The organism is Candidatus Brocadia sp., from assembly GCA_021646415.1.
Classification (GTDB): Bacteria; Planctomycetota; Brocadiia; order Brocadiales; family Brocadiaceae; genus Brocadia.
Genome location: SOEU01000002.1, coordinates 395,336 through 418,690 on the forward strand (window position 1 = coordinate 395,336; position 23,355 = coordinate 418,690).

Sequence of the window (23,355 nt, forward strand, 5' to 3'; positions counted from 1 at the left end):
TGGCATTTCTGTTGCGAAATTGAACAACGTTATTAGAAAAAATATCTTAAAAAAGATGACAGATAAAATAGTCATTGCGGGTGACCGGGAAGTAATCCTGCCACCGAGATTGCTTCGGGCGAGCGTCCTCGCAAAGACAACTTTCTTTCAGTGTTTGATGTTGAGACAGAAAGGAAGAAGTGTCCGTTATGGAGAAAAAAATCTTAAACTGTAGTAATCAGGAGGTGCTAATGGCCCTTCTTGATTACCTTATCAGACATCGGAACGCAAAAGATACCCTGGAAGGTATACTCGGATGGTGGTTTCCCAAAGGTTATGCTGTGCAAAAAGATGCGGTTCAGTATGCCATTGATTTTTTGGTTTCAAAAAATTGGTTAACAAAACACGAGACCACCAATTTTCAAAAAATCTATGGGATTAACAAGAAACAGCTCAAAGAGATCAAGTCGTTTCATGCTTCATTCAAGGGAAAAGCGGATAGAAATGACATACAGGGGATTATCAGGGAGTATGTGATTCATCTTTGAGGAAATAATAACAACTGAGACAGAATCGTGTGAAAAAAGGAGAAAAGATGAAAGATAAAGATCGTTTTTGCAAGAAATTTAAAATAAACGGAAAAATATGTAATGCTTATAGAGAATTGTCGCTGACCTTGTATCCTAATGTGGAAGAAATCAGGACATTTTGTAAAACAGAAAATCATGAAAAATGTCCCATATTAAAAATATCTGGCATGAATAGTTCGGTTTGTGTTTCTTCTGGAAATGATAACGATAAAGAAATTCTTTATCAATCCCGGTAACTTATCGAGAGTGTTCTTGGTAGTCCGGGATAAATTTCTTTATGTGAGGAGGGGATAAAATGTTAAAGAAGTTTGGTTATAGTCTTGTTGTTGCAAGTGTATTGATGTTTGCTGTTGGTGTCGTTAATACCACGTTGCTTGGCTCTGCGATAGCCGCTGAGGAAAAGAAGTGCGATAAATGCGGACATTTTCCATCTGTACCGGAAAAAAATTGCAAATGCGAATGCCATTCAAAATAAAGCCAATAATACCGCAAGGAAAGGTATCTGCATATTTGATCCCGGAAGACAGCAGAAAGGCAATTCACATGAGTTGCCTTTCTGCGTTTAAGAATAAAGAATCTTCCGAAAGGGAAAGAAGCCTGATAGTCATAGGGATACTTACATCAGTTAGAGGAATAACAATGGATATTTAAAGAGATTTATTATACACTGAAGGCAAAGAAAGACAGTGAGAAGGCAATCATTTTTTTTTCATAAAAGAGGATCACTACCTTCCCAATGTATCAATTCTGTTACTATCCTTGAAGGACTTTTCATGTGTTATTTCATTTATGGTATAGTACGGGCATTTTATCAGAAAAATTATTGTCTCCTGCCATACCATATCATCTTTTCGTTGAGATTTGGGCTTGTTTTTTGTTATTCAATTTTTCATTCGAGAAAATAATGATCAAAAAACTCGCCTTTTATCTGTTTATAATCTTTATACTATTCTGGAGTATAGGCCCTTTTCTTTGGATCCTTTTGACGTCCCTGAAACCACCTGCCCAGATTATGCAATTGCCACCTATATTCCCGAAAAATTACAGTATTGTTTCATACAAAAATGTTTTTTTGGGGAGCCACTTTCCTTACTACCTGTTCAATACTTTTATGGTTTCATTAGCAACCGTATTTACCACAATACCTCTGTCACTTCTTGCAGCATATGGCATATCTCGTTTCTCCTTCAGAGGGAAGACAGTCATTTTATTTATGATAATAATCTTATTTGCTCTCCCCTCAATAAGTCTTGTAGCCGCGCTTTATAAACTATTTTATGTCCTGGGGTGGATCAATCTTCCCGTTTCTCTCATCTTTACCTATTGTGCTCAAAATTTTCCTCTCTCGTTTTTTCTCATGGTAAAGTATCTTGATAAAATACCAGGAGAGATGGATTGTGCAGCCCTTATAGACGGCTGTACTCATTTTCAAACCTTTCGGTACATAATCGCACCCATGTCATTGCCCGGCATTATTTCATCTGCGGTTCTTATCTTCATCTTTTGCTGGAATGAATTCCTCTTTGCTTTAACCTTTACCCTGGATGAGTCGTCAAGATTAGCATCGGTTGGTGTTGCTTTATTCCAGGGAACGTTTGAGATCCCATGGGGAGATATCGCCTCGGCTTCCGTCGTTGTGACACTCCCACTTCTCATCTTTTTGATGTTCTTCCAAAAATATGTAGTACAGGGATTAACATCGGGTGCGGTAAAAGGATGAAAATAAGACTGGAAAACCTTTCAAAGGCATACAATCACCATTCCGTCGTGAGAAACTTAACTATGGATATAAACAGCGGGGAATTTCTTGTTGTCCTGGGTCCCAGCGGAAGCGGGAAATCCACCACGTTAAACATGCTCGCAGGTTTAGAAACACCTACATCCGGATGCATTTTCTTTCATGAGCGTGTCGTTAACGATGTCCCTCCCGGAAAAAGAGATATTGCCCTGGTCTTCCAGAATTATGCCTTATATCCTCACATGAAGGGGTACGATAATATCGCTTTCCCACTAAGAATCAGAAAAGAAAGGGATGTACACCAGAAGGTTCTTAAAACGGCTGAAATGTTAGGGTTAACCGGCTTGTTACAAAAGTACCCAAAAGAGCTTTCGGGTGGAGAGAGACAGCGGGTGGCACTGGCAAGGGCCCTTGTCCGCAATCCACAAGTCTTTCTCATGGATGAGCCCCTGAGTAACCTCGATGCACGTCTTCGGCTTTCGGCACGCGGAGAGCTAAAGAAACTTCAAAGACAACGGAATGTTACGACCCTCTATGTTACCCATGATCAGACCGAAGCGCTTACCCTGGGAGATCGCATAGCCATCATGGACAAAGGCATGTTACAACAGATTGGTACTCCTGATGAGATATACGAGAATCCCCAGAATACCTTTGTTGCGTGTTTTGTCGGAACCCCACCCATGAACACGGCGCCAGTAAACATCCGCAATACTCACTCCTTTATCCTGGGGGATAGTATCATTGAATTTCCTGCTCATATACCGGCGAAACAGAATCTTATTCTGGGTGTACGGCCGGAAAAATTAACCCTAACGACTGGAAAACCCTTGTCAGTGAAAGGAACAAGTTCATCTTTTACCATACCTGGTACAGTCGAGCATGAAGAATATCTTGGTCATGAATCAATAAGCCATGTCAAAATTGCCTCAAACATCATCTGGTACGTAAAAAGTTTTTTAAATGGAATAAAAACAGGTGAACGGGTAAGCTTGAGATTCTCTCCAGATGATATTCATTGGTTTGATCCGATAACGGGGGCAAGGATAGATGATGCAGGGAATATTGGCAGAAATACATCTTTCTCCTGCCGGTCCGAGATATCAGGAACGCCGGGAGATGCAAATGGTCTATAACCTGGTTAAATGAGGCCTTCACCAAATTAAAATATTTATTTTCGCAATGCCAGGTCCCCTTCACACCCGCCAGCAGGGGACAGTTGTTTATCCCCCTCAGTGAGGGGGAGGAAATTTTTGTTTGAAATTCCTATACAATTAAATTGGGCTACCTGTGGCAGCGACTTTTAGAGACACGACAAATGACGGTTAAACAACCCCTTTGCTCCCCTTTCTTCAGGGGGATTTCTTCAAGTCCCCCTTAGAAAATGGGGATTCAGGGGGTTGTCTGGTATGCTATGATAAAACTTTGGAATTCCTTAGCATGAACATAATCTTCATACTCTTTTATATTGTAATCGGGTTATGGATTGCTTACAGTTTTTCGGGGACGAAAAACAAAGACGATGTCGTTTTCAGTATTGGCGCCGGTACTCATGAAATTAAGACAGTAAAGAACCTCTTACACAAATTTGAAAAGAAAAATCCTTCGGTAAAAGTAAAATTAAATATCCTGCCTGCACCTACAGACCAACAACACCATTATTACTTAACTACTTTAGGGGCAAAATCTCCCGATATTGATGTGGTAAGAATTGATACGATTTGGATTGCCGAATTCGCATCTGCCGGATGGTTAGAGTCCCTTGGAAAATACGTAACTGCTGAATATCAGGCATCTTTTATTCCCATAATTGAGAAAATAAACGTCATACAGAGTAATCTTTATGCCCTTCCCTGGGATGCTAATATTGGACTCTTATACTACAGAAAAGATTTATTAGAAAAATACCATAAAAAACCACCGGCCACGTGGAAAGAACTTATAAATACCAGTAAGAAAATCTCTCGATCTGAGCATATTTACGGCTATCTCTGGCAGGGAAAACAATACGAAGGGCTGGTGTGTAATTTTATTGAATTCATAGGAAGCAACAACGGAGGGATAATCGATGTTAACGGCAATGTGATTGTGAATTCTGTAAAAAACAAAAGGATTTTGGATTTTATGCACGACTTGATCTGGAAGTATCGCATATCACCGCCAAATACCCACAGTGAACTTATGGAAGAATCCTCAAGACATTTATTTCAACAAGGGAGAAGTCTTTTTTTGAGAAACTGGATGTATGTTTGGGATTTGTGCCAGAAAGACCCTTTCCTGAGAGATAAAGTAGGGGTGTCGCAGTTGCCAAAATTCGTTAGCAACTCATCTGTCTATGGGGGATGGCACCTTGCGATCAATGCGCACTCAAAGAAAAAAGAAAAGGCATGGCAACTCATTGAGTTCCTGACTTCCAATGAATCACAAAAGGAATTAGCTATGAATCTGTCCTGGGCACCAACGAAAACTCATTTGTATAAAGACCCGGAGGTACTTCAAAAATTGCCTTTTCTCCCCGTAGTAGAAAGAGCTCTTAAAAATGTCCAAATACGCCCCAACGTTCCTTATTATCAATGGGTAAGCGATGTTCTGCAAAAACATATTAATAAGGTATTGTCGAATCAAACAAGCAGTCAGAAAGCATTACAAAATATTCAAAAAAGACTAAACTATATTCAAAATGAATTTGCCCGGAACTAAACCTCCTTTTCTGTTTTTATTGCCAGGTATTGCATTACTGCTGGCCTTTAGTTTTATACCATTTGTAGATACCCTTTTCATTTCTTTCAAAAATGCAAAATTAATTTTACCCCAGGAAAGATTTTCGGGACTGAATAATTATCAAGCAATTCTGACCGATACTCGTTTTTGGTATTCACTTTCCACTACACTCTCATATACTTTCGTTTCAACATTTCTTGAAGCCGTCATGGGCTTGTTTTTGGGAATTGTGATGAATCGATTATCACCAAAAAATAACTTTTTAAGAGTCCTTATATTTATTCCGTGGATAATCCCGACAGTAGTAACGGCCAGGATATGGCAATGGATGTTTGACTACAATTTAGGAATTATTAACTATTTTCTCGAGCTTCTTGCAATAAAAAGAACCAATTGGCTTGGAGAACCTTTTCTGGCCTTCTTTTCTCTCGTTATTGCTGATGTTTGGAAGACGACCCCCTTTGTAGCTATCATTATATTAGCCGGACTGTCTGCGATACCGATGGAAATATATCAGTCATCAATTATTGACGGTGCAAACAGCTGGCAGCGATTCCGTTTTATAACACTGCCTTTGATCTTACCAGTATTAGGAGTAGCTATTTTATTCCGGGCTATAGACGCCTTAAGAATTTTTGACCTTGTTTATGTACTCACGGGCGGCGGACCAGGAGGTTCAACAGAAACCTTATCTGTTTATGCCTACAAACTCTTTTTTTATAAGGGAGATTTTGGTCAGGGTGCTGCAACCTCTGTAATCATCTTGCTTCTGGTTGCAGGATTTAGCTATTTTTATACGAAAAAGTCTTTTACTGAAGAACAAAAAAGCACCTGATTCCCGGAAAATAAAATAAGGAAAGAACTCGAGCAGGCATACAACGTAACAGCAGATATCGGAAAAATAGCCTTGAGGGTTAAAGAAAAGGGATTAAAAGGCCTCGCAAAAGTTATGGCAGAGCCTGAAACTCCTATTCGTCCCTCCCTTGCAGAGCGGCAGGGCTTTTTTGGTCGGTATTCGAGAAGGAAGGAAATACAAGACAGTATCTAAAATAGGAACAGGGCTTTCTGACGAACAATGGAAAGAGTTGGACAAAAGAGCTAAGAAGTTAGAGGTGAGAGAAAAGCCCAAAGAATATGAAGTGGATAAAAATCCCGAACAATCAACTACTATCTCCGAACTTAAGAAATTATATGATATGCAAAAAGTTAGATGAATTAGAATTATAAATTAATACGTGTGTTTTTTTGATTGACATTAAATTTATATTTTGTTTATAGTAGCGAGGCGAGATAAGCTTTTAAAAGGTTAAAATATTTTATTACATCTACAAATGTAAAGAACTTAATAACATAAAATAAATTAAACATCACGAAAATGGCAAATCCTGAGCAATCAGGGGGCGCAAAGTAAAGGGTCTTTTGCAGAGACGCATTGCCAATGCGTCTCTGCCATTGAAGATAGCCTTACTGCCGAAGATGTTCATATCTTTGCAGTAAGGCTTTTTTATTTTTAGAAAGTTAAGACAAATTTTTAGCAGGAGGGGTAGATTATGGACAAGAGAAAAGTGTACATAGAAAAACTGACGGCACAGCTAAAAGAATGGGACGCAAAGATAGATATTTTAAAGGCCAAATATGAAAAGGCAGAAGCGGACGCTAAGATTGAATATAAAAAAACGATTGATTCATTACAGGGCAAATATAAAGAGATGCAGACGAGGTTGCATGATCTGGAGACAGCCGCTGAAGATGCATGGGAGGATGTAAAGTCTGGGACAGAAAAAGCTATAGCTGAACTTAAGACTGCCTTCAATGAAGCGTTATCGAAGTTCAAATGATTCATGATACGTTAATCAGATACGAATATGTCATTCCCGCGAAAGCGGGAATCCAGAAAAACACCGGATTCCGGGTCAAGCCCGGAATGACAGACAGTTGTAAACTTATGTCGCTATGTATAGTAGCTTTACTGAGAGTGTTCTCGGTAGTTCGGGTTAAACTTCTTAATGTATGGAGGCAATAAAATGTTAAAAAAGTTTGGTTATAGTTTTGTTGTTGTGAGTACATTGATATTTGGTGTCTGTGTGGTAAACACTGTGTTGGTAGGCTCTGTTATCGCAGCCGGAAAGGAAACTGAGAAGAAGGATGTCGACAAAGACCCGGTGTGTGGTATGGAGGTGAATAAAGAAAAAGCGGTTAAACTGGAACATGACGGTAAAACTTATTATTTCTGTTCCAAGATGTGTGAAGAATCATTTAAAAAAGACCCTTCAAAGTATCTTAAAGAAAAGGAGAAATAGAACAGAAAAATTACTAACATTGAAGGGGTGCACTTTTATTTCGTGCACCCCCTTTCTCTTCCATCTGCACACTCACCCATGCCTGTCATGCAGAACTTGTTTTCGTATCTTCTCTTGAAAGCCTGAAAGAATACATGATACAACCCATTTTGAACCAAATACAACTTATTCTGAACCAAAAATACTTTGACAACACCATATTAGATTATCTTATAAGTATCGGTATTTTCGTTTCGTCGTTAATCCTTGTCAGAATATTTAAAATTGTAATTTTGAAGCGGTTTAAGGTATGGGCTGAAAGCACCAAAATTGTCACGAGCAACTTTATCATTTCGACCATTGAAAAATTCATTATCCCCCTGTTCTATTTTTCTGCTTTTTATTTTGGGTTAACTTATTTAAAGCTCGATCCATCGGTAACAAAAATCATTGATTCTGCTATTGTTGTAATCATTACTTTTTGTATTCTTCGATTTATTACCATAATTATTAATCATATCATAAGCTACTACTGGTCAAAAAAGGTTGGTGTTGAAGAGCGCATAACAAATTTGGCAGCAATATCAACTATTGTAAATATCATCATTTGGGGATTTGGTTTAGTCTTTCTTCTGGACAATCTTGGCTTTAAAATCTCAGCGGTTATTGCAGGGCTTGGAATAGGCGGTGTCGCAGTGGCATTTGCAGCACAAAGTGTGTTAAGCGATTTTTTTAGTTATTTTATAATATTTTTTGATCGCCCCTTTAAGATTGGTGATTTTATTATCGTTGATGACAAAATGGGGGTTGTAGAAAATGTCGGTATAAAGACCACGAGAATTTCAAGCCTGGGAGGCGAACAAATAGTTTTCCCCAATTCAAATCTTACAAATGCCCGTATTCATAATTATAAAAAAATGGGGAAAAGACGTGTCCTTTTTAAAATTGGCGTAACCTATCAAACACCTCTACAGAAACTAAAAGAAATACCTGTTATTGTAAAACAAATTATTGAAAGTATTAATGATACAATTTTTGATCGTGTACATTTTCAATCATACGGTGACTTTAGTTTGATTTTTGAAGTTGTATATTACGTTATTGGACCTGATTATAATAAATATATGGACATCCAGCAGGAAATTAATTTTCGTATTTATGAAGAGTTCGAATCACGTGAAATCAAAATGGCCCATCCTACTCAGACTGTATCAATGAGTGGAAATGTTGTGATTGATACGGGAAAAGACAAAGAGCTAATAAGAGAAAAATCATTATGCAAGAAGGCTGACATATAAAGTCATTGCAAGCAACAGCGAAGCAATCCCATCCCCCCCCTTTTTGCGATTGCTTCGGGCTAGCTGCCCTCGTAATGACAACTTTCTTTTAGCGTTACTATAGTTTACAAAACCTAACAATCGTTTACGTTATCTTATCTACACACCCGGAAAGGAGGAGAAGGTCATAAAATCATATAGTTACTCTTGTCTCTAATCTGCTCATTTGGCAATAATCAAAATAATCAAGAAACATTTTTGGGAGGATGTTAGAAGTCATGAAAAACTTAATGAAAAGCGTACTTACTCTTATATTGGTTGTTGTAATGATCAGTTATACAAGCACCTGGGCCCAAGATGATGATGCTTTTATTACTTTAAAAGTAAAGGATGCTTTCGCCGCTGAACCTACTATTAGTACTTTGGACATCAAGGTGGAGACCTTTAAGGGAATAGTTCAGCTAAGCGGCACTGTGGATACTGCAGAACTAGCTCAAAAGGCAGTTGAGATTGCTGCTGGCGTTAAAGGCGTGAAATCTGTCCAGAACAACATTATCGTAAAAGTTGCGAAACAAGAGAGTCCCAGGGAGGAAATCGATGATTCGGTTATCAGCGCAAAAATAAGGGCTGCCCTTGTCGCAGATAAAACGATCAGTGCATCGGATGTCAAGGTGGAGGTCTATAAAGGAGAGGTACAGCTGAGCGGATTTGTGGACACCCCCGAACAGGTACGTAAGGCAGGTGAGATTGCGGCTGGTGTCAAAGGTGTTAAATCAGTCAAGAATAACATCGCTGCAAAAATTTCCATAAAATAAGAGTTTTGGTAATAGTTTAGTTTTTTGAAAACATCCATGATTGAAATGCCTTTGTAACAGTGCAAAACTTAAGGGACTTGCCTTAGCGGATTTCAACGATTTCCTTATCAAAGGTACAATAACAAACCCAGACCCACAAATTCTTCCTACTGTACTGGGAATCTAATAAAATAGATATTCTGTCTAAAAATTTATAAACGTATCAACTTTCTGAAATTTACATGATTCTCATCATGTAACGTAACTCTCAAGTACAATTATAATTAAGAAATATTATTTTATTTCTCTCAAGAAGGCATTGTTTTTGTCAATTTGTAGATTGTATTCAATTGTTTTTTTAAATGAGCGGTTGTTCAGAATAAGGTTGTCCCAACTTACTTTCAGAAAAAATGGGAAAGTAAATTCATTTTTTTTTGGTATCTTTTTTCTTGAATTTATCTGAGGTTATTCAGAAAGGAGAAGCAAATGTTAAGAACACTACTACTAATTATACTTATTTTGGCGCTCCTCGGGGCATTACCCACGTGGCCTTATAGTGCAACCTGGGGTTATTATCCGAGCAGTTCATTAGGATTTATTCTGCTGATCATAATCATACTGCTTTTGTTCGGTTTTATTTAAAAGATGAACGCTATCAATACAAATGCAATCAGATGTATTATCTTTTTCCTTCAATCATTAAGGATGTCATATCATGCTTTACTGGGCTATAGTTTTTTTTATTATTTCAATCGTTGCTGCTTTGTTTGGATTTACTGGTATATCTGTGGCAGCGGCAACTATTTCCAAGTTCCTTTTCTTTATTTTTATTGTTGTTTTTCTTATTTTTTTGGTTTTCGGACTTTTAGGGCTTCGGACTCCACCTCCACCGGTTTAACAAATTTTATGCCCGTTTTTTGAAAGGAGCGAAAACGCATGGTTGTTAAAAAGCAAAAAGAAGCTGCCAGAAAAAATATTAAAAAAGCACAGGCAGCATGGCAAGCAATGTCACCAAGGGAGCATGCAAGAGCCCAACCTGAGGGAAGAGCAAGGGCGAAACCTGGGACAAAAGGAAAAGGGAAATATTATCGTATCGTAGTTCGTCCAAAGGAAGAATTTGTAACCTTTAGGTACCACGATGTTGGGCAACCAGGACATACACAAAGGCTTGCCGGCAAAAGATCAAGTGGATCATGGGCTGATCAGGCATGGCTCATCAGCAAAGAGGACGCGCATATTGAGAACGGAGAACTAGTAGCCGATACCTCTGAAACGCAAGGAATCTTGGATAAAATAGGCCCTGCGAAACAGGTAAAGGGAGACATTTTTCAGGGACATCCCAGAAGAAACGTTCCTGAAACTGAAAAACCGACTCCTGCTCAAAAACGTGCACGAGCAGAAAACATTCGTAAAGCCCAAGAGGCGCGAAGAAAACATAACTCATAATAAAGCAAAAAAGAAATGTTTTGATTGTGAGTTAAAATTAACGGTCTATTATTGAAATTTTTGGGGAGGGAAATATGTCAAAATGGAAGTGTCGGATGTGCGATTATATCTATGATCCGGAAAAGGGTGATCCGGATAACGGCGTTAAGCCAGGGACATCTTTTGAGAGTTTGCCCGAAAGTTGGGTATGTCCATCCTGTGGTGCAAATAAAGACCTGTTTGATAAGCTCGGTTAACAATTTAAACAATTTATTTGATCTTATGAAGATAAGCATTTTGCTTTATAGTATTACAGTAACCAACGTAAAACAGTTGCCAAAAGGAGATATAAATTATGAAATTTGGTAAGAGTGTCATGGTAGCATTAGCAATGAGCATTCTGATTGCGGGGCTAATTGGCTGCAAGAAAAAAGAAGGTCCGGTGGAGCGCGCCGGTAAGGAAGTCGATAAGGCGGCAGAAGAAGCCGGGAAGCAGATCGAAAAAGCTGGCGAGAAAATCCAGGACGAGGCAAAAGACGCCGGGAAATAATAGCCTGGCGAGGTGCGCAGATTGAAGCTGACGACTTCGCGCCTGCGCGGCTAAGTTTATGTAGGTTGGGCTAAGGAAAGAACCACAGATTTCCATAAACCCATCTAATGGTTGATGTTGGGTTTCGCTTATGCTCTACCCAACCTACATAGGTGAAACCGGTAATACGTTAATGTTCAGATGGGATTGATTCTCATGGGAGCAACTGAAATCGGTCATCGATCAGACATGCATCCCGGTAACGCCGCGGCAACCCATCAGAAACTAGAAGCCGGTGTGTGGAAGGCAAAATCGTTTTGAAGCATTATCAAAAAATTAAGGAGCATGAAAGGAGACTAAATCATGGCTATTGTTAAAGTAATCGAAGTTTTAGCGCAGTCGGAGAAAGGGTGGGAGGACGCTGCCCAGGAGGCGCTGAAGGAAGCCTCGAAGTCAGTTCGAAACATTCAATCAATCTATATCAAAGAGTTTCAGGCTACTGTTGAGAATAACCAGATTGTAAATTACCGAATTAACGCCAAAATTTCCTTTGTGGTCGAGAAAGTCTGAGGGCTTTTCAAGAAACAGGAACGTTACGTTATGCCCCGAGGTTGATTTGGAACCACTTTTTTAAATATCACCTATAATTACTGAAAAGTATTATTTTTTCATTTCATTCCGAACGATCGATAACCTGAAAAGAAATGGGTCAACCTTAATACAACTTATTTTTCTACGAAGAAATTGTGGTGTGTTATTATTGCCGCTCCCTTCATCTCGTGTAACAATAATCCCCCCTTTCTCTTACATCCTTCCTTATGGTTACCGTATATGGAGAATCTAAATAAATAGATATTCTATCTAAAAATTTATAAAATGTATCAATATTATGAAATTTAAATGATTCTCATCATGTTAACGTAACTCTTAATCATAATTATAATTAAGAAATATTATTTTATTTCTCACGGGAAGGCATTGTTTTTGTCAATAAAGATATTGCATTCAATTTTTTTTAAAATGAGTGGTTGTTCAGAATAAGGTTCTCTTGACTTACTTTCTGAAAAATGGGGAAAGAAAAATTCGTTTTTTTGTTATTTTTCATGGATTCATCTGAGATTATTCAGAAGGGAGAAGCAAATGTTAAGAACACTATTATTAATTTTACTCATTTTGGCACTCATCGGGGCACTACCCACGTGGCCTTATAGTGGAACCTGGGGTTATTATCCGAGCAGTTCATTAGGATTTATTCTTCTGATCATAATCATACTGCTTTTGTTCGGTTTTATTTAAAAGATGAACCCTATCGATACAAATGCAATCAGATGTATTACCTTTTTTCCTTCAATCATTAAGGAGGTCATATCATGCTTTACTGGGCTCTAGTTTTCTTTATTATTTCAATCGTTGCAGCTTTGTTTGGATTTACTGGTATAGCTGTAGCGGCGGCAACTATTTCAAAGTTCCTATTCTTTATTTTTGTGGTTCTTTTTGTCATTTTTTTGGTTTTCGGGCTTTTAGGACTTAGGCCGCCACCTCCGCTCTAACAGTTTTATAAAAAGTTTTAAACCATGAAGCTACCAGCATGGAGAAAGTGTAAAATTTATAAACGGATCATTAGTTTGACCTTATAACAAAAATAAGGGGCAAAATTTTCATTGCGTGAAATGCAAGTCGGAGTAAATTGCTTAGATAATTGGCGATACGAATTTGTTGTCTGGGCTCCTCTTCCGAGTCAAGTATCGTTAAAAGTAGTTTCGCCATACAAAAAGATTATTCCCATGAAAAAAGACGATAGGGAATATTGGAAAACAACTATTGAAGAACCATCCCAAAATATTTCATACTTTTATTGGCTCGATGACAAAACGGACAGACCTGATCCCGCATCCCATTATCAGCCTCATGGTGTCCATGGCCCCTCTCAGGTAATAGATCATTCCTTCCCCTGGGAAGACGGGAATTGGAAAGGATTTGATCTTTCTGAAATGATCATCTATGAGCTGCATGTGGGAACATTCACACCCGATGGAACCTTTGATGCCGTAATTTGCCGTCTGGATGAATTAAACGAACTAGGGATAAATGCCTTAGAAATAATGCCCGTTGCCCAGTTTCCAGGCGAAAGGAACTGGGGTTACGATGGAACGTATCCATATGCAGTACAAAATTCCTACGGCGGCCCAGAAGGCTTTAAACGTTTAATAAATGAATGTCATAAAAAGGGCATCGCGGTTATACTTGATGTAGTTTACAATCACCTTGGACCGGAAGGCAATTATCTCAGGGACTTCGGACCGTACTTTACGGATAAATACAAAACGCCATGGGGAGAAGCTATAAACTTTGATGATCAATATTCTCATGAGGTAAGAAACTTTTTTATTGAAAATGCCATTCACTGGTTCAGGCATTATCACGTGGATGCCCTCCGCATTGACGCTATTCATGCCATATTTGACATGGGGGCGAAACACTTTCTCTATGAGCTTTCAGAACGGGTTGAAGAATTTTCTCAAAAACAAGGGAAAAAATATTACCTCATCGCTGAAAGTGATTTAAATGATTCCCGCGTTGTAATACCAAGAGAATCCTTGGGGTATGGTATTGACGGAGTATGGTGTGATGACTTTCATCATTCACTTCATACCCTTCTTACCAGAGAAAATCGCGGATATTATATTGATTTCGGAAAGATTGCGCATATGGTAAAATCTATAAGAGAAGGCTTTGTCTATTCGGGAGAGTATTCACTGTTTAGAAAGAAAAATCATGGTAATTCTTCAAAGGATATACCTGCAAATCAAATGGTAGTTTTTTCACAAAACCACGATCAGATAGGGAACAGGATGCTGGGGGAAAGGCTCAGCACCCTTGTATCGTTTGAGGCTCTTAAAGTTGCCGCAGGCATAGTCCTTCTCTCCCCCTATATACCCCTTCTTTTTATGGGAGAAGAGTACGGTGAGGATGCCCCATTTCTCTACTTTGTAAGCCATTCCGATCCTGCCCTTATAGAGACAGTGCGAATGGGAAGGAAGAAAGAGTTCGGTGAGTTCAAATGGCAAGGTGAACCGCCAGACCCACAAAATGCAGAAACATTCATGAAATCAAAGATAAACTGGAAGAAAAGAACGGGAGGCAATCACAAAGTTTTATTGAACTTTTATAAGAATTTAATATTGTTAAGGAAAACAAACCCTGTCCTTTCATATCTTGACAAAAAGAGCTACATTGTAGATAGTCTTGGAAGAAAAAAGATCATACTTATGAGAAGATGGAATGATTCTCATGAAGTATTTTTTATTATCAATTTTAACTGTTCTGAGGAAAAGATCGTCCCTATTATTGAAGGCAGATGGAATAAAATACTGGATTCCTCAGAAAAAATATGGAATGGCCCCGGATCGCTTCTCCCAAAGGAACTCAATTCCGGGGAAGAAATAAACATAAAGGGACAGAGTTTTGTTCTGTATAACAGAAAGAAACTTATCGCGGTGTAGCCACAATCAAAACAAATTTAACCACAAAACTACAAAGAATTCAATCATCAGGAATATGAAAGAAGTATGATTTAAATCTTACATCGGACAAGCTGGAAGTGGAAAATGACAATTGACGGAAGAAAAAGGGTTGTTATAGAAAATTTACAGCCAGAGATCGATGGTGGCCGTTTTCCCATTAAAAGAATCGTTGGAGAAAAGGTAGTAGTTACCGCTGATATTTTTGCTGATGGACATGATACCGTTTGGGCAAATGTCTTGTACAAATATCAGAACGATGATACGTGGCTCGAAATTCCTATGTTTTTTTTGGAAAATGACCGGTGGCAGGGAGAATTTATTGTTGAAGAAATGGGAATTTATAAGTATACAGTTGAAGCAGGCATAGATCATTTCAAAACCTGGCAGGATGACCTCAAAAAGAAATACGATGCCAACCAGGATATAAAGGTCGAAATACTTATCGGAATTCAACTCATTCAAGGCATATTACAAAGGGTATCGGCAGATAATAAAAAAACACTGATAGAGTATATAGATTTTTTAAAAAAAGAGGAAAGCAGACAAGATTTGATGACAATTGCTCTAAAGAATGAACTCAGTAACCTCATAAAGAAATATCCGGATAAGCAGTCAGCTGCGAATTATGGAAGGGAGCTTACCATAGTAACAGACAGAAAAAAAGCCCTTTTTAGTGCATGGTATGAGCGATTCCCAAGGTCCTGCTCTCCAGAGGCTAATAAACATGGGACATTCAAGGATTGTGAAAGCATCCTTCCGGAAATATCAAAAATGGGTTTTGATGTGTTTTATCTTCCGCCCATTCATCCTATAGGAAAGACAAACCGTAAAGGCAAGAATAATTCAATTGTGGTTAATCCTGATGATGTTGGAAGCCCTTGGGCAATAGGGTCGCAAGAAGGCGGACACAAATCCATTCATCCTCAACTGGGTACATTAAACGACCTTGAGCGATTCAAGGAAAGGGCCAAAGGTTATGGAATAGAACTTGCTTTGGACCTGGCATTCCAGTGCTCCCCTGACCATCCCTATGTAAAAGAGCATCCGGGATGGTTTCGTTGGCGTCCTGACGGTTCTGTCCAGTATGCTGAAAATCCACCGAAGAAATACGAAGATGTACTTCCTTTAAATTTTGAAACAGAACAGTGGCAACAACTATGGGATGAATTAAAGAGTGTCGTGGTCTTCTGGGTGGAAAGAGGCATCCGCATATTCAGGGTTGATAACCCACACACGAAGCCGTTTCCTTTCTGGGAATGGCTGATAAAGGAAGTAAAGAGAAAATACCCTGATGTTCTCTTTCTTTCAGAGGCCTTCACAAGACCGAAGGTTATGTACTATCTTGCAAAACTCGGATTTACGCAATCCTATACCTATTTCACCTGGAGGAATACAAAGCGAGAATTTATCGAGTATATTAACGAACTTGTCCAGACCAACGTAAGGGAGTATTTCAGGCCCAACTTCTGGCCCAACACACCCGACATCCTTCCTGAACATCTCCAGTACGGAGGCAGGCCTGCATTTATGATCAGACTTATTCTTGCCGCAACATTATCATCCAACTACGGCATTTTTGGTCCCGCCTTTGAACTCTGCATTAACGAGTCAATTCCCGGAAAGGAAGAGTACCTCAATTCAGAAAAATATGAGATAAAACACTGGGAATGGGATAGTCCAGGAAATCTCAAAGATTATATTGCCAGGGTTAATCGGGTACGAAAGGAAAACCCTGCTCTTCAGATCACAGGGAATGTCCAATTCTATGAAGTAAACAATGAATATCTTATCGCTTACGGAAAGGCAACGGAAGATTATTCTAACATAATCCTGGTTGTGGTAAATCTTGATCCCTATCACAACCAGTCTGGATGGGTAAAAGTCCCTATTAGCAAGTTTGGAATAGATGCAGACCAGCCGTACCTCGTTCACGATCTGTTAAGCGATGGCAAATATATCTGGCACGGTGAAAATAATTATGTGGAACTCAAACCACATGATATGCCAGCCCATATTTTCAAAGTAAGGAAGAAATTGAAAAGAGAAACTGATTTTGATTATTTCCTGTAAGGAGAATCGATAATGCCACAAAAAGTGGTTTATACCGAAGGCGATCCCTTCTGGTATAAGGATGCCATCATCTACGAGCTTCACGTAAAGGCTTTCTATGACTTCAATGACGATGGAATTGGAGATTTTAAAGGACTGACCAGTAAATTAGACTATCTGGAGCATCTTGGGATAACTGCCATATGGCTTCTCCCCTTTTACCCCTCTCCCCTTAAGGACGATGGATATGATATAGCAAATTATTTTGGCGTGCATCCTGATTACGGTTTATTAAGGGATTTCAAGGAATTTGTCAAAGAGGCCCACAAAAGAGGGATACGGGTTATTACAGAACTGGTTTTAAACCATACTTCTGAACGGCATGTCTGGTTTCAGGGGGCCAGGAAGGCGAAACCAGGCTCTGCATTGAGGAATTTCTACGTCTGGAGCAGTACTTCGGAAAAGTATCAGGATGCCAGGATAATATTCAAAGATTTTGAATCGTCAAACTGGACATGGGATCCTGTAGCAAAGTCCCACTACTGGCACCGATTTTATGCGCATCAGCCTGATCTAAACTTCGACAACCTTCTTGTGCAAAAGAAAATTCTGAGAGTTATTGACTATTGGCTGGATATGGGTGTAGATGGGTTCCGTTTGGACGCCGTTCCTTATCTCTTTGAAAGAGAAGGAACAAACTGTGAAAATCTGCCTGAGACCCATGAATTCCTGAAGAAGCTCAGGGTACATGTAGACAGCGGATTTAAAAACAAGATGCTTCTTGCCGAGGCAAACCAGTGGCCGGAGGATGCAATAGCCTATTTTGGGAATGGCGATGAATGTCACATGACTTTCCACTTTCCATTGATGCCAAGACTATTCATGGCAATCTGGATGGAAGACAGATTTCCCATAATAGACATCTTTGAACAGACCCCATCGATACCGGATGTATGCCAATGGGCGCTCTTTCTGAGAAATCATGACGAGCTTACCCTCGAGATGGTAAGTGATGAAGAAAGAGATTATATGTACAGGGTCTATGCAAGAGACCCTGTTGCAAGGATAAATCTTGGTATCCGACGGCGTCTTGCCCCGCTTCTTGGAAACAACAGGAGGAAGATAGAGCTTATGAATGCACTCCTCTTTTCCCTTCCCGGCACCCCCATTATTTACTACGGCGATGAGATTGGCATGGGAGATAATTACCACCTTGGGGACAGAGATGGCGTAAGAACTCCCATGCAGTGGAATGTGGACAGGAATGCCGGCTTTTCCAGGGCAAACCCGCAGAAACTCTTTCTTCCTATTATCATGGACCCGGAGTATCACTACGAAGCTGTTAATGTTGAGAATCAGGAACGGAATCAGGCGTCTCTTCTCTGGTGGATGCGAAGGGTTATTGCAATGAGGAAACGTTTTAAGGCGTTTGGAAGGGGAAGCATTGAGTTCTTGTTTTCAGACAACCCAAAGGTGCTTGCGTTTATACGTCGGTATCAAAATGAGGTCATTCTTACGGTAGTCAACCTTTCACGATTTTCCCAGGTAGTAAAACTTGACCTTTCACGGTTTTCCGGATATTGGCCAGAGGAAGTATTCAGCAGAAATAAATTTCCAATAATAACAGAAACGCCTTATATACTTACGATCGGACGTCATGATTATTATTGGTTTGCCATACAAAAAGCAGATGGTGGCGTAAGGTTTGAAAAGATACGAACTATCCCAGAATTGAGCGTGAGTGGAAGTTGGGAATCAGTATTTGAGGGGAAAACAATAGAAAAGTTAGAAAGGGAAATACTGCCTTCTTATATAAAAATGTGCAGATGGTTTGGTGGTAAGGCCCAGGAGATGCAAGGGGTTAAAATCATTGAAAATATTTCACTCAGTGAAAATTCTTGTGTTACGCAACTGCTCTTGATCGAGGTCAGATATATTACGGAACTATCCGATACATACCTTCTTCCCCTTTCCTTTTCATCCGGAGATAAAGCAGAAAGTATTGTAATTGAAAATTTTCCGGCGGTAGTTGCACATCTAAAGACCCAAAGCGCCGAAGGCATTCTCTATGATAGTATCTATAATGAAGAATTTCGCAAACATCTCCTGAAAATGTTTACGCGAAAACATACTGTTCGTGGTTTCAACGGATATCTTGTCACCTATACGGGAAAGGCTTTTAAAAAGTATAAACTAAAAGAAATTCTGTCAGAAAAATCACAGGTTCTCAAAGCCGAACAGAGCAATTCGTCCTTTCTTTATGGCAAAGAACTTTTTTTAAAACTGTATAGACGCCTGGACGAAGGAATAAATCCCGATTTAGAAATCGGAAGGTTCCTCACCGAGAATACTTCTTTTTCTCATATCCCTTCCTTTGCCGGAGCAATAGAATACAGGAGACAAGGCTCTGAACCAGTGGTCATTGGTATGCTTCAAGCCTTTATTCCTAATCAGGGAGATGCCTGGGCATATACCCTTGATTGGGTGGGGAGATATTTCGGCAGAGTCCTCGCCAAAAGGGCCGAAATTCAGGAAATTCCAACGGCACCATCCTCTCTTTTAGAGATTGCTTTTCAGGAAATACCTTTACTTTTTCAGGAATTAATCGGGGGTGTCTATATTGAAATGATAACCCTTCTGGGGAAAAGAACGGCAGAACTTCACTTGTCACTTTCTTCCGAAACAGAAGATCCTGATTTCAGACCTGAACCTTTCTCAGTGCTTTACCAAAGATCCCTTTATCAAGCTATGCAACTTCTTACAAAAAAGGTTTTTTCACTTGCAAGAAAAAATCTGAATAATTTACCGGACAATCTAAAAGAGTTAACGAACGAGATATTGAATTTTGAAAAAGAGATCATGGGTCGCTTTAGTGTTCTTTTCAAAAGAAAACTATCTGCAATGAAGATACGAATCCATGGAGATTATCACCTTGGGCAGGTTCTTCACACGGGAAATGATTTTGTTATTATTGACTTTGAAGGAGAACCCGCAAGGACTTTGACCGAAAGAAGACTGAAGAGATCGCCATTAAGAGATGTGGCAGGTATGATACGCTCCTTTCACTACGCAGCCCACACAGCGCTTCTCAAGCATGCGTCCGTTAGACCGGAGGATATTCCGGTACTTGAACCATGGCTCAATCTCTGGTACAGATATGTTGGGGGCACCTTTTTACGGTCATACCTCAATACGGCAGAAAATGCCCCTTTTATCCCCAGGGACAAAGAGGAGCTCAACATCATGCTAAGAGCTTATCTCCTGGAAAAGGCGGTTTATGAACTCGGATACGAATTAAACAATCGGCCTGAATGGGTAATTATCCCATTAAAGGGGATAAAACATTTGCTGGAGGTCCGGTAACATTAATTAGGTTGGGTTTTAAAAGACAAAAACCCAACGACCTTCTTGTTATTCCGAACACATTCACATTGTTCAGTGTAAACTCCGCGAGGAATTTTAACATCGTAAGATCTCTCTTTGCAATGATGAGAGGCAAGGATGCCGGTCCCACGAGAACAGTTTGTGTAGGGTGCGTCCCACGCACCATCCATACGTTGGATTGTTTTGGTGCGTGGGACGCACCCTACAAGATTGAAATTCCTTTCTATTTAATTAAGCCTTCGGCAACTTCCCCTCCGTTTGCGGGGGATTATGGGGGTGTTTGAAATTCCTTAGCATCAAGATAGCGAAACCTCAGTTAAACGTAAAGAGTAAAAATCTAAATACGAGAAAGGAGAAAAAGCCTTACGGCGTAATACTATGGACAGATATATTTGCATACATGGACACTTCTATCAGCCACCAAGGGAAAATCCGTGGCTCGAAGCAATAGAAATACAGGACTCTGCTTTTCCTTACCATGACTGGAATGAGAAGGTCAACGCCGAATGCTACGCCCCGAATTCTGCATCCAGAGTTTTGGATGCCGAAAGACGCATCATGGACATTGTCAACAATTATAGCAGGATAAGTTTCAATTTTGGCCCTACCCTCCTTTCATGGATGGAAGTATATGCTCCTGATATTTATCGGGCAATACTTGATGCAGACAGACAAAGTATGGAATGGCGTTCGGGACATGGTAATGCAATTGCACAGATTTATAATCATATTATTATGCCACTTGCCAATACCCGCGATAAACGCACTCAAATACTTTGGGGTATAAAGGACTTTGAGTATAGATTTAAGCGTTCCCCTGAAGGTATGTGGCTGTCAGAGACTGCAGTCGATATGGAAACGTTGGACATGCTTGCGGAACATGGCATAAAATTTACCATCCTTGCCCCGCATCAGGCATTCAGGGTAAGGAAACTTAGTGCTGAAAAGTGGAAAGATGTAAGTGGAGGGCGAATTGATCCCACAAGGGCTTATTTATGCAAATTACCATCAGGCAGGACAATAAATATCTTTTTTTATGATGGGCCTATATCCCAGGCAGTCGCATTTGAAAACTTACTAAATCGGGGAGAAGATTTTGCAAACCGACTGTTGGGCGGTTTTTCCGACACAAGAAAATGGCCACAAATTCTTAACATTGCGACAGATGGGGAATCCTACGGGCATCACCATAGATATGGGGGTATGGCGCTTACCTTTGTCCTTAATCATATTGAGAACAATAAATTGGCAAAGCTGACAAATTATGGAGAATATCTCGAAAAACATCCTTCAGCACACGAAATTCAAATACATGAAAATACATCATGGAGTTGTATGCATGGTATAGAACGATGGAAAAGTAACTGCGGATGTAAATCCGGAGGACCTCCTGAATGGAGCCAGGAATGGAGGGGTCCACTTCGTGATGCCATGGACTGGCTCAGAGATCAATTGGTGTCAATATATGAAAATAAGGCAAAAGAATATCTTAAGAATCCATGGGAAGCAAGGGATGAATACATTGGAGTCATCCTTAATCGTTCTCAGGAAACCATTGACAGATTTATTGCAAGGCATGCAACAAAAAATTTGAATGAAGAGGAGAGGATAATTGTTCTCAAACTCCTGGAAATTCAAAGGCATGCCATGCTGATGTACACAAGTTGTGGATGGTTTTTTGCTGATATTTCTGGTCTTGAAACCGTTCAAATTATGGAATATGCAGGCAGAACTATCCAATTGTCCAAAGACCTTATTACCAATGATCTCGAAAGTGCCTTTCAGGAAAGGCTTTCGAAAGCAAAAAGTAACTTCCCTGAACATCGTGACGGCGCACATATTTATGAAGGATTTGTGAAACCCACCATCATAGATCTCAAGGAGGTTGGTGTACACTTTGCTGTAAGTTCCCTCTTTGAAACCTATGCAGAAATGACAAAGATTTATTGCTATGTGGTAGCTATAGAAGACTATCAAAAGGTAGAAGCGGGAAGAATGAGTTTAGCTATAGGCCGGATTCTTGTTACTTCAGGGATTACCGGCAAGTCAGAACACATGATTTTTAGCGGGCTACACCTCGGTAATCACGATTTTAATGGCGGTGTTAGTAATTTTCCCGGAAATGATGAATATCAATCCATGAAAGGTGAAATGATCGCAGTATTTAAAAAAGGTGCCCTTGCAGATATTGTGAGGATGATGGACAAGCATTTTGGCATGCACAATTATTCCTTGCGGGACCTTTTCAAGGACCAGCAACGTAAGATTTTAAATCAGGTTATCAGTTCGACGATACAAGAGTTCGAAGATACATATCGGGATATGTATGAGAATAACTGCATCCTGATGGGTTTTTTACAGGAGACGGGCATCCCTATTCCAAAGGCGTTTTATACAGCTGCTGATTTTATACTTAATGTTGATTTAAAAACAGCATTCGGGGAAGAAATAGATACTGAAAAAATACACGCTATAATCAATGACATGAAGAAATGGCATCTTACCGCAGAGCCTTTGGAGCTCGAATATAAAGTCCGGCATAAAGCCGAGGAAATGATGAATAAATTTGGCAGTAATCTATCGGATATTTCTCTCCTCTTAGAGACCCAAAAAGTAATAGAATTATTACATTCACTACCTATAGAAATAAATTTTTGGTTTACGCAAAATATCTATTTCAAAATAGCAAAAACACAGTATAAAGAATTTTTATCAAAACAAAAATCTGGCGATAAAGACGCTGCCAGATGGGTTGAAGTATTCAAACAGATTGGCCATAACCTGTTTTTTAATATAACAGCAGTGCTACCAGAAGATTAAATTTTTCGAAACAGTTTAGTTTTTGAAAGATGAGTTGTGCTTTTTAAGTCCCTATAGGGACGTGAGGCAATAGGCAGGCAATTTATTGCCTGTATTTTTATCAAAGAGAAATACAGTCCCGTAGGGACGATTGAGACGATTTTGTATCCATAATCTTCATTCGCCCCTACAGGGCTTATTTTTATCTTTCTCTTAACACAGGCAATAAATCGCCTGCCTATGAGCAATTTGCCCCTCCGGGGCGAA

General features: G+C 39.5%; 25 protein-coding genes, 1 pseudogene and 1 riboswitch. Of the genes and pseudogenes, 25 read left to right on the forward strand and 1 reads right to left on the reverse strand.

Features of this window, described 5'->3' with window-relative positions; all coding sequences use genetic code 11:
• Nucleotides 1-188 precede the first annotated feature (188 nt).
• From E3K36_03670 to E3K36_03790, 25 genes and pseudogenes are all read left to right on the forward strand, one after another.
• Nucleotides 189-527 carry a hypothetical protein gene (locus tag E3K36_03670; protein ID MCF6154351.1) on the forward strand — a complete coding sequence of 113 codons (339 nt, stop codon included), beginning with the start codon at nucleotides 189-191 and terminating at the stop codon, nucleotides 525-527.
• A 47-nt stretch (nucleotides 528-574) separates the two neighbouring features.
• Nucleotides 575-805, forward strand: coding sequence for a hypothetical protein (locus E3K36_03675; GenBank protein MCF6154352.1), 231 nt, complete (start codon nucleotides 575-577; stop codon nucleotides 803-805).
• Nucleotides 806-864: 59 nt separating this feature from the next.
• Nucleotides 865-1,044, forward strand: coding sequence for a hypothetical protein (locus E3K36_03680; protein MCF6154353.1), 180 nt, complete (start codon nucleotides 865-867; stop codon nucleotides 1,042-1,044).
• Nucleotides 1,029-1,220 (forward strand): hypothetical protein, encoded by a 192-nt coding sequence (locus E3K36_03685; GenBank protein ID MCF6154354.1) that lies wholly within the window; start codon nucleotides 1,029-1,031, stop codon nucleotides 1,218-1,220. Before E3K36_03680 ends, E3K36_03685 begins: the two co-directional genes overlap by 16 nt.
• 253 nt (nucleotides 1,221-1,473) lie before the next feature.
• Nucleotides 1,474-2,289, forward strand: a complete 816-nt coding sequence (locus E3K36_03690) for a carbohydrate ABC transporter permease (protein MCF6154355.1) — start codon at nucleotides 1,474-1,476, stop codon at nucleotides 2,287-2,289.
• Complete coding sequence (locus E3K36_03695; protein ID MCF6154356.1) at nucleotides 2,286-3,443, forward strand: ABC transporter ATP-binding protein; 1,158 nt, start codon at nucleotides 2,286-2,288, stop codon at nucleotides 3,441-3,443. The genes E3K36_03690 and E3K36_03695 overlap by 4 nt, the downstream gene beginning before the upstream one ends.
• Nucleotides 3,444-3,747: 304 nt before the next feature.
• The gene (locus tag E3K36_03700; GenBank protein MCF6154357.1) at nucleotides 3,748-5,007 is read left to right on the forward strand and encodes an ABC transporter substrate-binding protein; all 1,260 of its coding nucleotides are present in this window, start codon (nucleotides 3,748-3,750) and stop codon (nucleotides 5,005-5,007) included.
• Nucleotides 4,988-5,863 carry a sugar ABC transporter permease gene (locus E3K36_03705; GenBank protein ID MCF6154358.1) on the forward strand — a complete coding sequence of 292 codons (876 nt, stop codon included), beginning with the start codon at nucleotides 4,988-4,990 and terminating at the stop codon, nucleotides 5,861-5,863. Before E3K36_03700 ends, E3K36_03705 begins: the two co-directional genes overlap by 20 nt.
• A gap of 124 nt (nucleotides 5,864-5,987) precedes the next feature.
• The gene (locus E3K36_03710) at nucleotides 5,988-6,242 is read left to right on the forward strand and encodes a hypothetical protein (GenBank protein ID MCF6154359.1); all 255 of its coding nucleotides are present in this window, start codon (nucleotides 5,988-5,990) and stop codon (nucleotides 6,240-6,242) included.
• 153 nt (nucleotides 6,243-6,395) lie between these two features.
• Nucleotides 6,396-6,503: riboswitch (cyclic di-GMP riboswitch) on the forward strand.
• Nucleotides 6,504-6,575: 72 nt separating this feature from the next.
• Complete coding sequence (locus E3K36_03715) at nucleotides 6,576-6,866, forward strand: coiled coil domain-containing protein (protein MCF6154360.1); 291 nt, start codon at nucleotides 6,576-6,578, stop codon at nucleotides 6,864-6,866.
• Nucleotides 6,867-7,052: 186 nt separating this feature from the next.
• Nucleotides 7,053-7,328 (forward strand): YHS domain-containing protein, encoded by a 276-nt coding sequence (locus E3K36_03720; protein ID MCF6154361.1) that lies wholly within the window; start codon nucleotides 7,053-7,055, stop codon nucleotides 7,326-7,328.
• Nucleotides 7,329-7,462: 134 nt separating this feature from the next.
• Entirely contained in the window at nucleotides 7,463-8,605 is a 1,143-nt protein-coding gene (locus E3K36_03725; GenBank protein MCF6154362.1) for a mechanosensitive ion channel family protein, read from the forward strand.
• Nucleotides 8,606-8,850: 245 nt separating this feature from the next.
• A pseudogene (locus E3K36_03730) lies at nucleotides 8,851-9,147 on the forward strand (BON domain-containing protein).
• A gap of 717 nt (nucleotides 9,148-9,864) precedes the next feature.
• On the forward strand, nucleotides 9,865-10,020 hold the full coding sequence (locus E3K36_03735) for a DUF3309 domain-containing protein (protein ID MCF6154363.1): 156 nt from the start codon (nucleotides 9,865-9,867) through the stop codon (nucleotides 10,018-10,020).
• Between the two features lie 73 nt (nucleotides 10,021-10,093).
• Nucleotides 10,094-10,276, forward strand: coding sequence for a DUF1328 domain-containing protein (locus E3K36_03740; protein ID MCF6154364.1), 183 nt, complete (start codon nucleotides 10,094-10,096; stop codon nucleotides 10,274-10,276).
• 38 nt (nucleotides 10,277-10,314) lie between these two features.
• Nucleotides 10,315-10,824: a hypothetical protein gene (locus E3K36_03745; protein ID MCF6154365.1), complete on the forward strand. Its 510-nt coding sequence runs from the start codon at nucleotides 10,315-10,317 to the stop codon at nucleotides 10,822-10,824.
• Between the two features lie 74 nt (nucleotides 10,825-10,898).
• A complete protein-coding gene (locus tag E3K36_03750; protein MCF6154366.1) occupies nucleotides 10,899-11,060 on the forward strand; it encodes a rubredoxin in 162 nt (53 codons plus the stop codon).
• 98 nt (nucleotides 11,061-11,158) lie between these two features.
• The gene (locus E3K36_03755) at nucleotides 11,159-11,353 is read left to right on the forward strand and encodes a hypothetical protein (protein MCF6154367.1); all 195 of its coding nucleotides are present in this window, start codon (nucleotides 11,159-11,161) and stop codon (nucleotides 11,351-11,353) included.
• A 342-nt stretch (nucleotides 11,354-11,695) separates the two neighbouring features.
• On the forward strand, nucleotides 11,696-11,902 hold the full coding sequence (locus E3K36_03760; GenBank protein MCF6154368.1) for a dodecin domain-containing protein: 207 nt from the start codon (nucleotides 11,696-11,698) through the stop codon (nucleotides 11,900-11,902).
• Between the two features lie 570 nt (nucleotides 11,903-12,472).
• Nucleotides 12,473-12,628 carry a DUF3309 domain-containing protein gene (locus E3K36_03765; protein ID MCF6154369.1) on the forward strand — a complete coding sequence of 52 codons (156 nt, stop codon included), beginning with the start codon at nucleotides 12,473-12,475 and terminating at the stop codon, nucleotides 12,626-12,628.
• Between the two features lie 74 nt (nucleotides 12,629-12,702).
• Entirely contained in the window at nucleotides 12,703-12,882 is a 180-nt protein-coding gene (locus tag E3K36_03770) for a DUF1328 domain-containing protein (GenBank protein ID MCF6154370.1), read from the forward strand.
• A gap of 120 nt (nucleotides 12,883-13,002) precedes the next feature.
• Nucleotides 13,003-14,835 (forward strand): malto-oligosyltrehalose trehalohydrolase, encoded by a 1,833-nt coding sequence (treZ, locus tag E3K36_03775; protein ID MCF6154371.1) that lies wholly within the window; start codon nucleotides 13,003-13,005, stop codon nucleotides 14,833-14,835.
• A 105-nt stretch (nucleotides 14,836-14,940) separates the two neighbouring features.
• The gene (locus tag E3K36_03780) at nucleotides 14,941-16,926 is read left to right on the forward strand and encodes an alpha-1,4-glucan--maltose-1-phosphate maltosyltransferase (GenBank protein ID MCF6154372.1); all 1,986 of its coding nucleotides are present in this window, start codon (nucleotides 14,941-14,943) and stop codon (nucleotides 16,924-16,926) included.
• Between the two features lie 12 nt (nucleotides 16,927-16,938).
• Complete coding sequence (gene treS, locus E3K36_03785; protein MCF6154373.1) at nucleotides 16,939-20,268, forward strand: maltose alpha-D-glucosyltransferase; 3,330 nt, start codon at nucleotides 16,939-16,941, stop codon at nucleotides 20,266-20,268.
• A gap of 399 nt (nucleotides 20,269-20,667) precedes the next feature.
• Nucleotides 20,668-23,109 (forward strand): DUF3536 domain-containing protein, encoded by a 2,442-nt coding sequence (locus E3K36_03790; GenBank protein MCF6154374.1) that lies wholly within the window; start codon nucleotides 20,668-20,670, stop codon nucleotides 23,107-23,109.
• Here E3K36_03790 and E3K36_03795 read toward each other — a convergent pair.
• Nucleotides 23,106-23,336, reverse strand: coding sequence for a hypothetical protein (locus tag E3K36_03795; GenBank protein MCF6154375.1), 231 nt, complete (start codon nucleotides 23,334-23,336; stop codon nucleotides 23,106-23,108). The genes E3K36_03790 and E3K36_03795 overlap by 4 nt on opposite strands.
• Nucleotides 23,337-23,355: the final 19 nt, after the last annotated feature.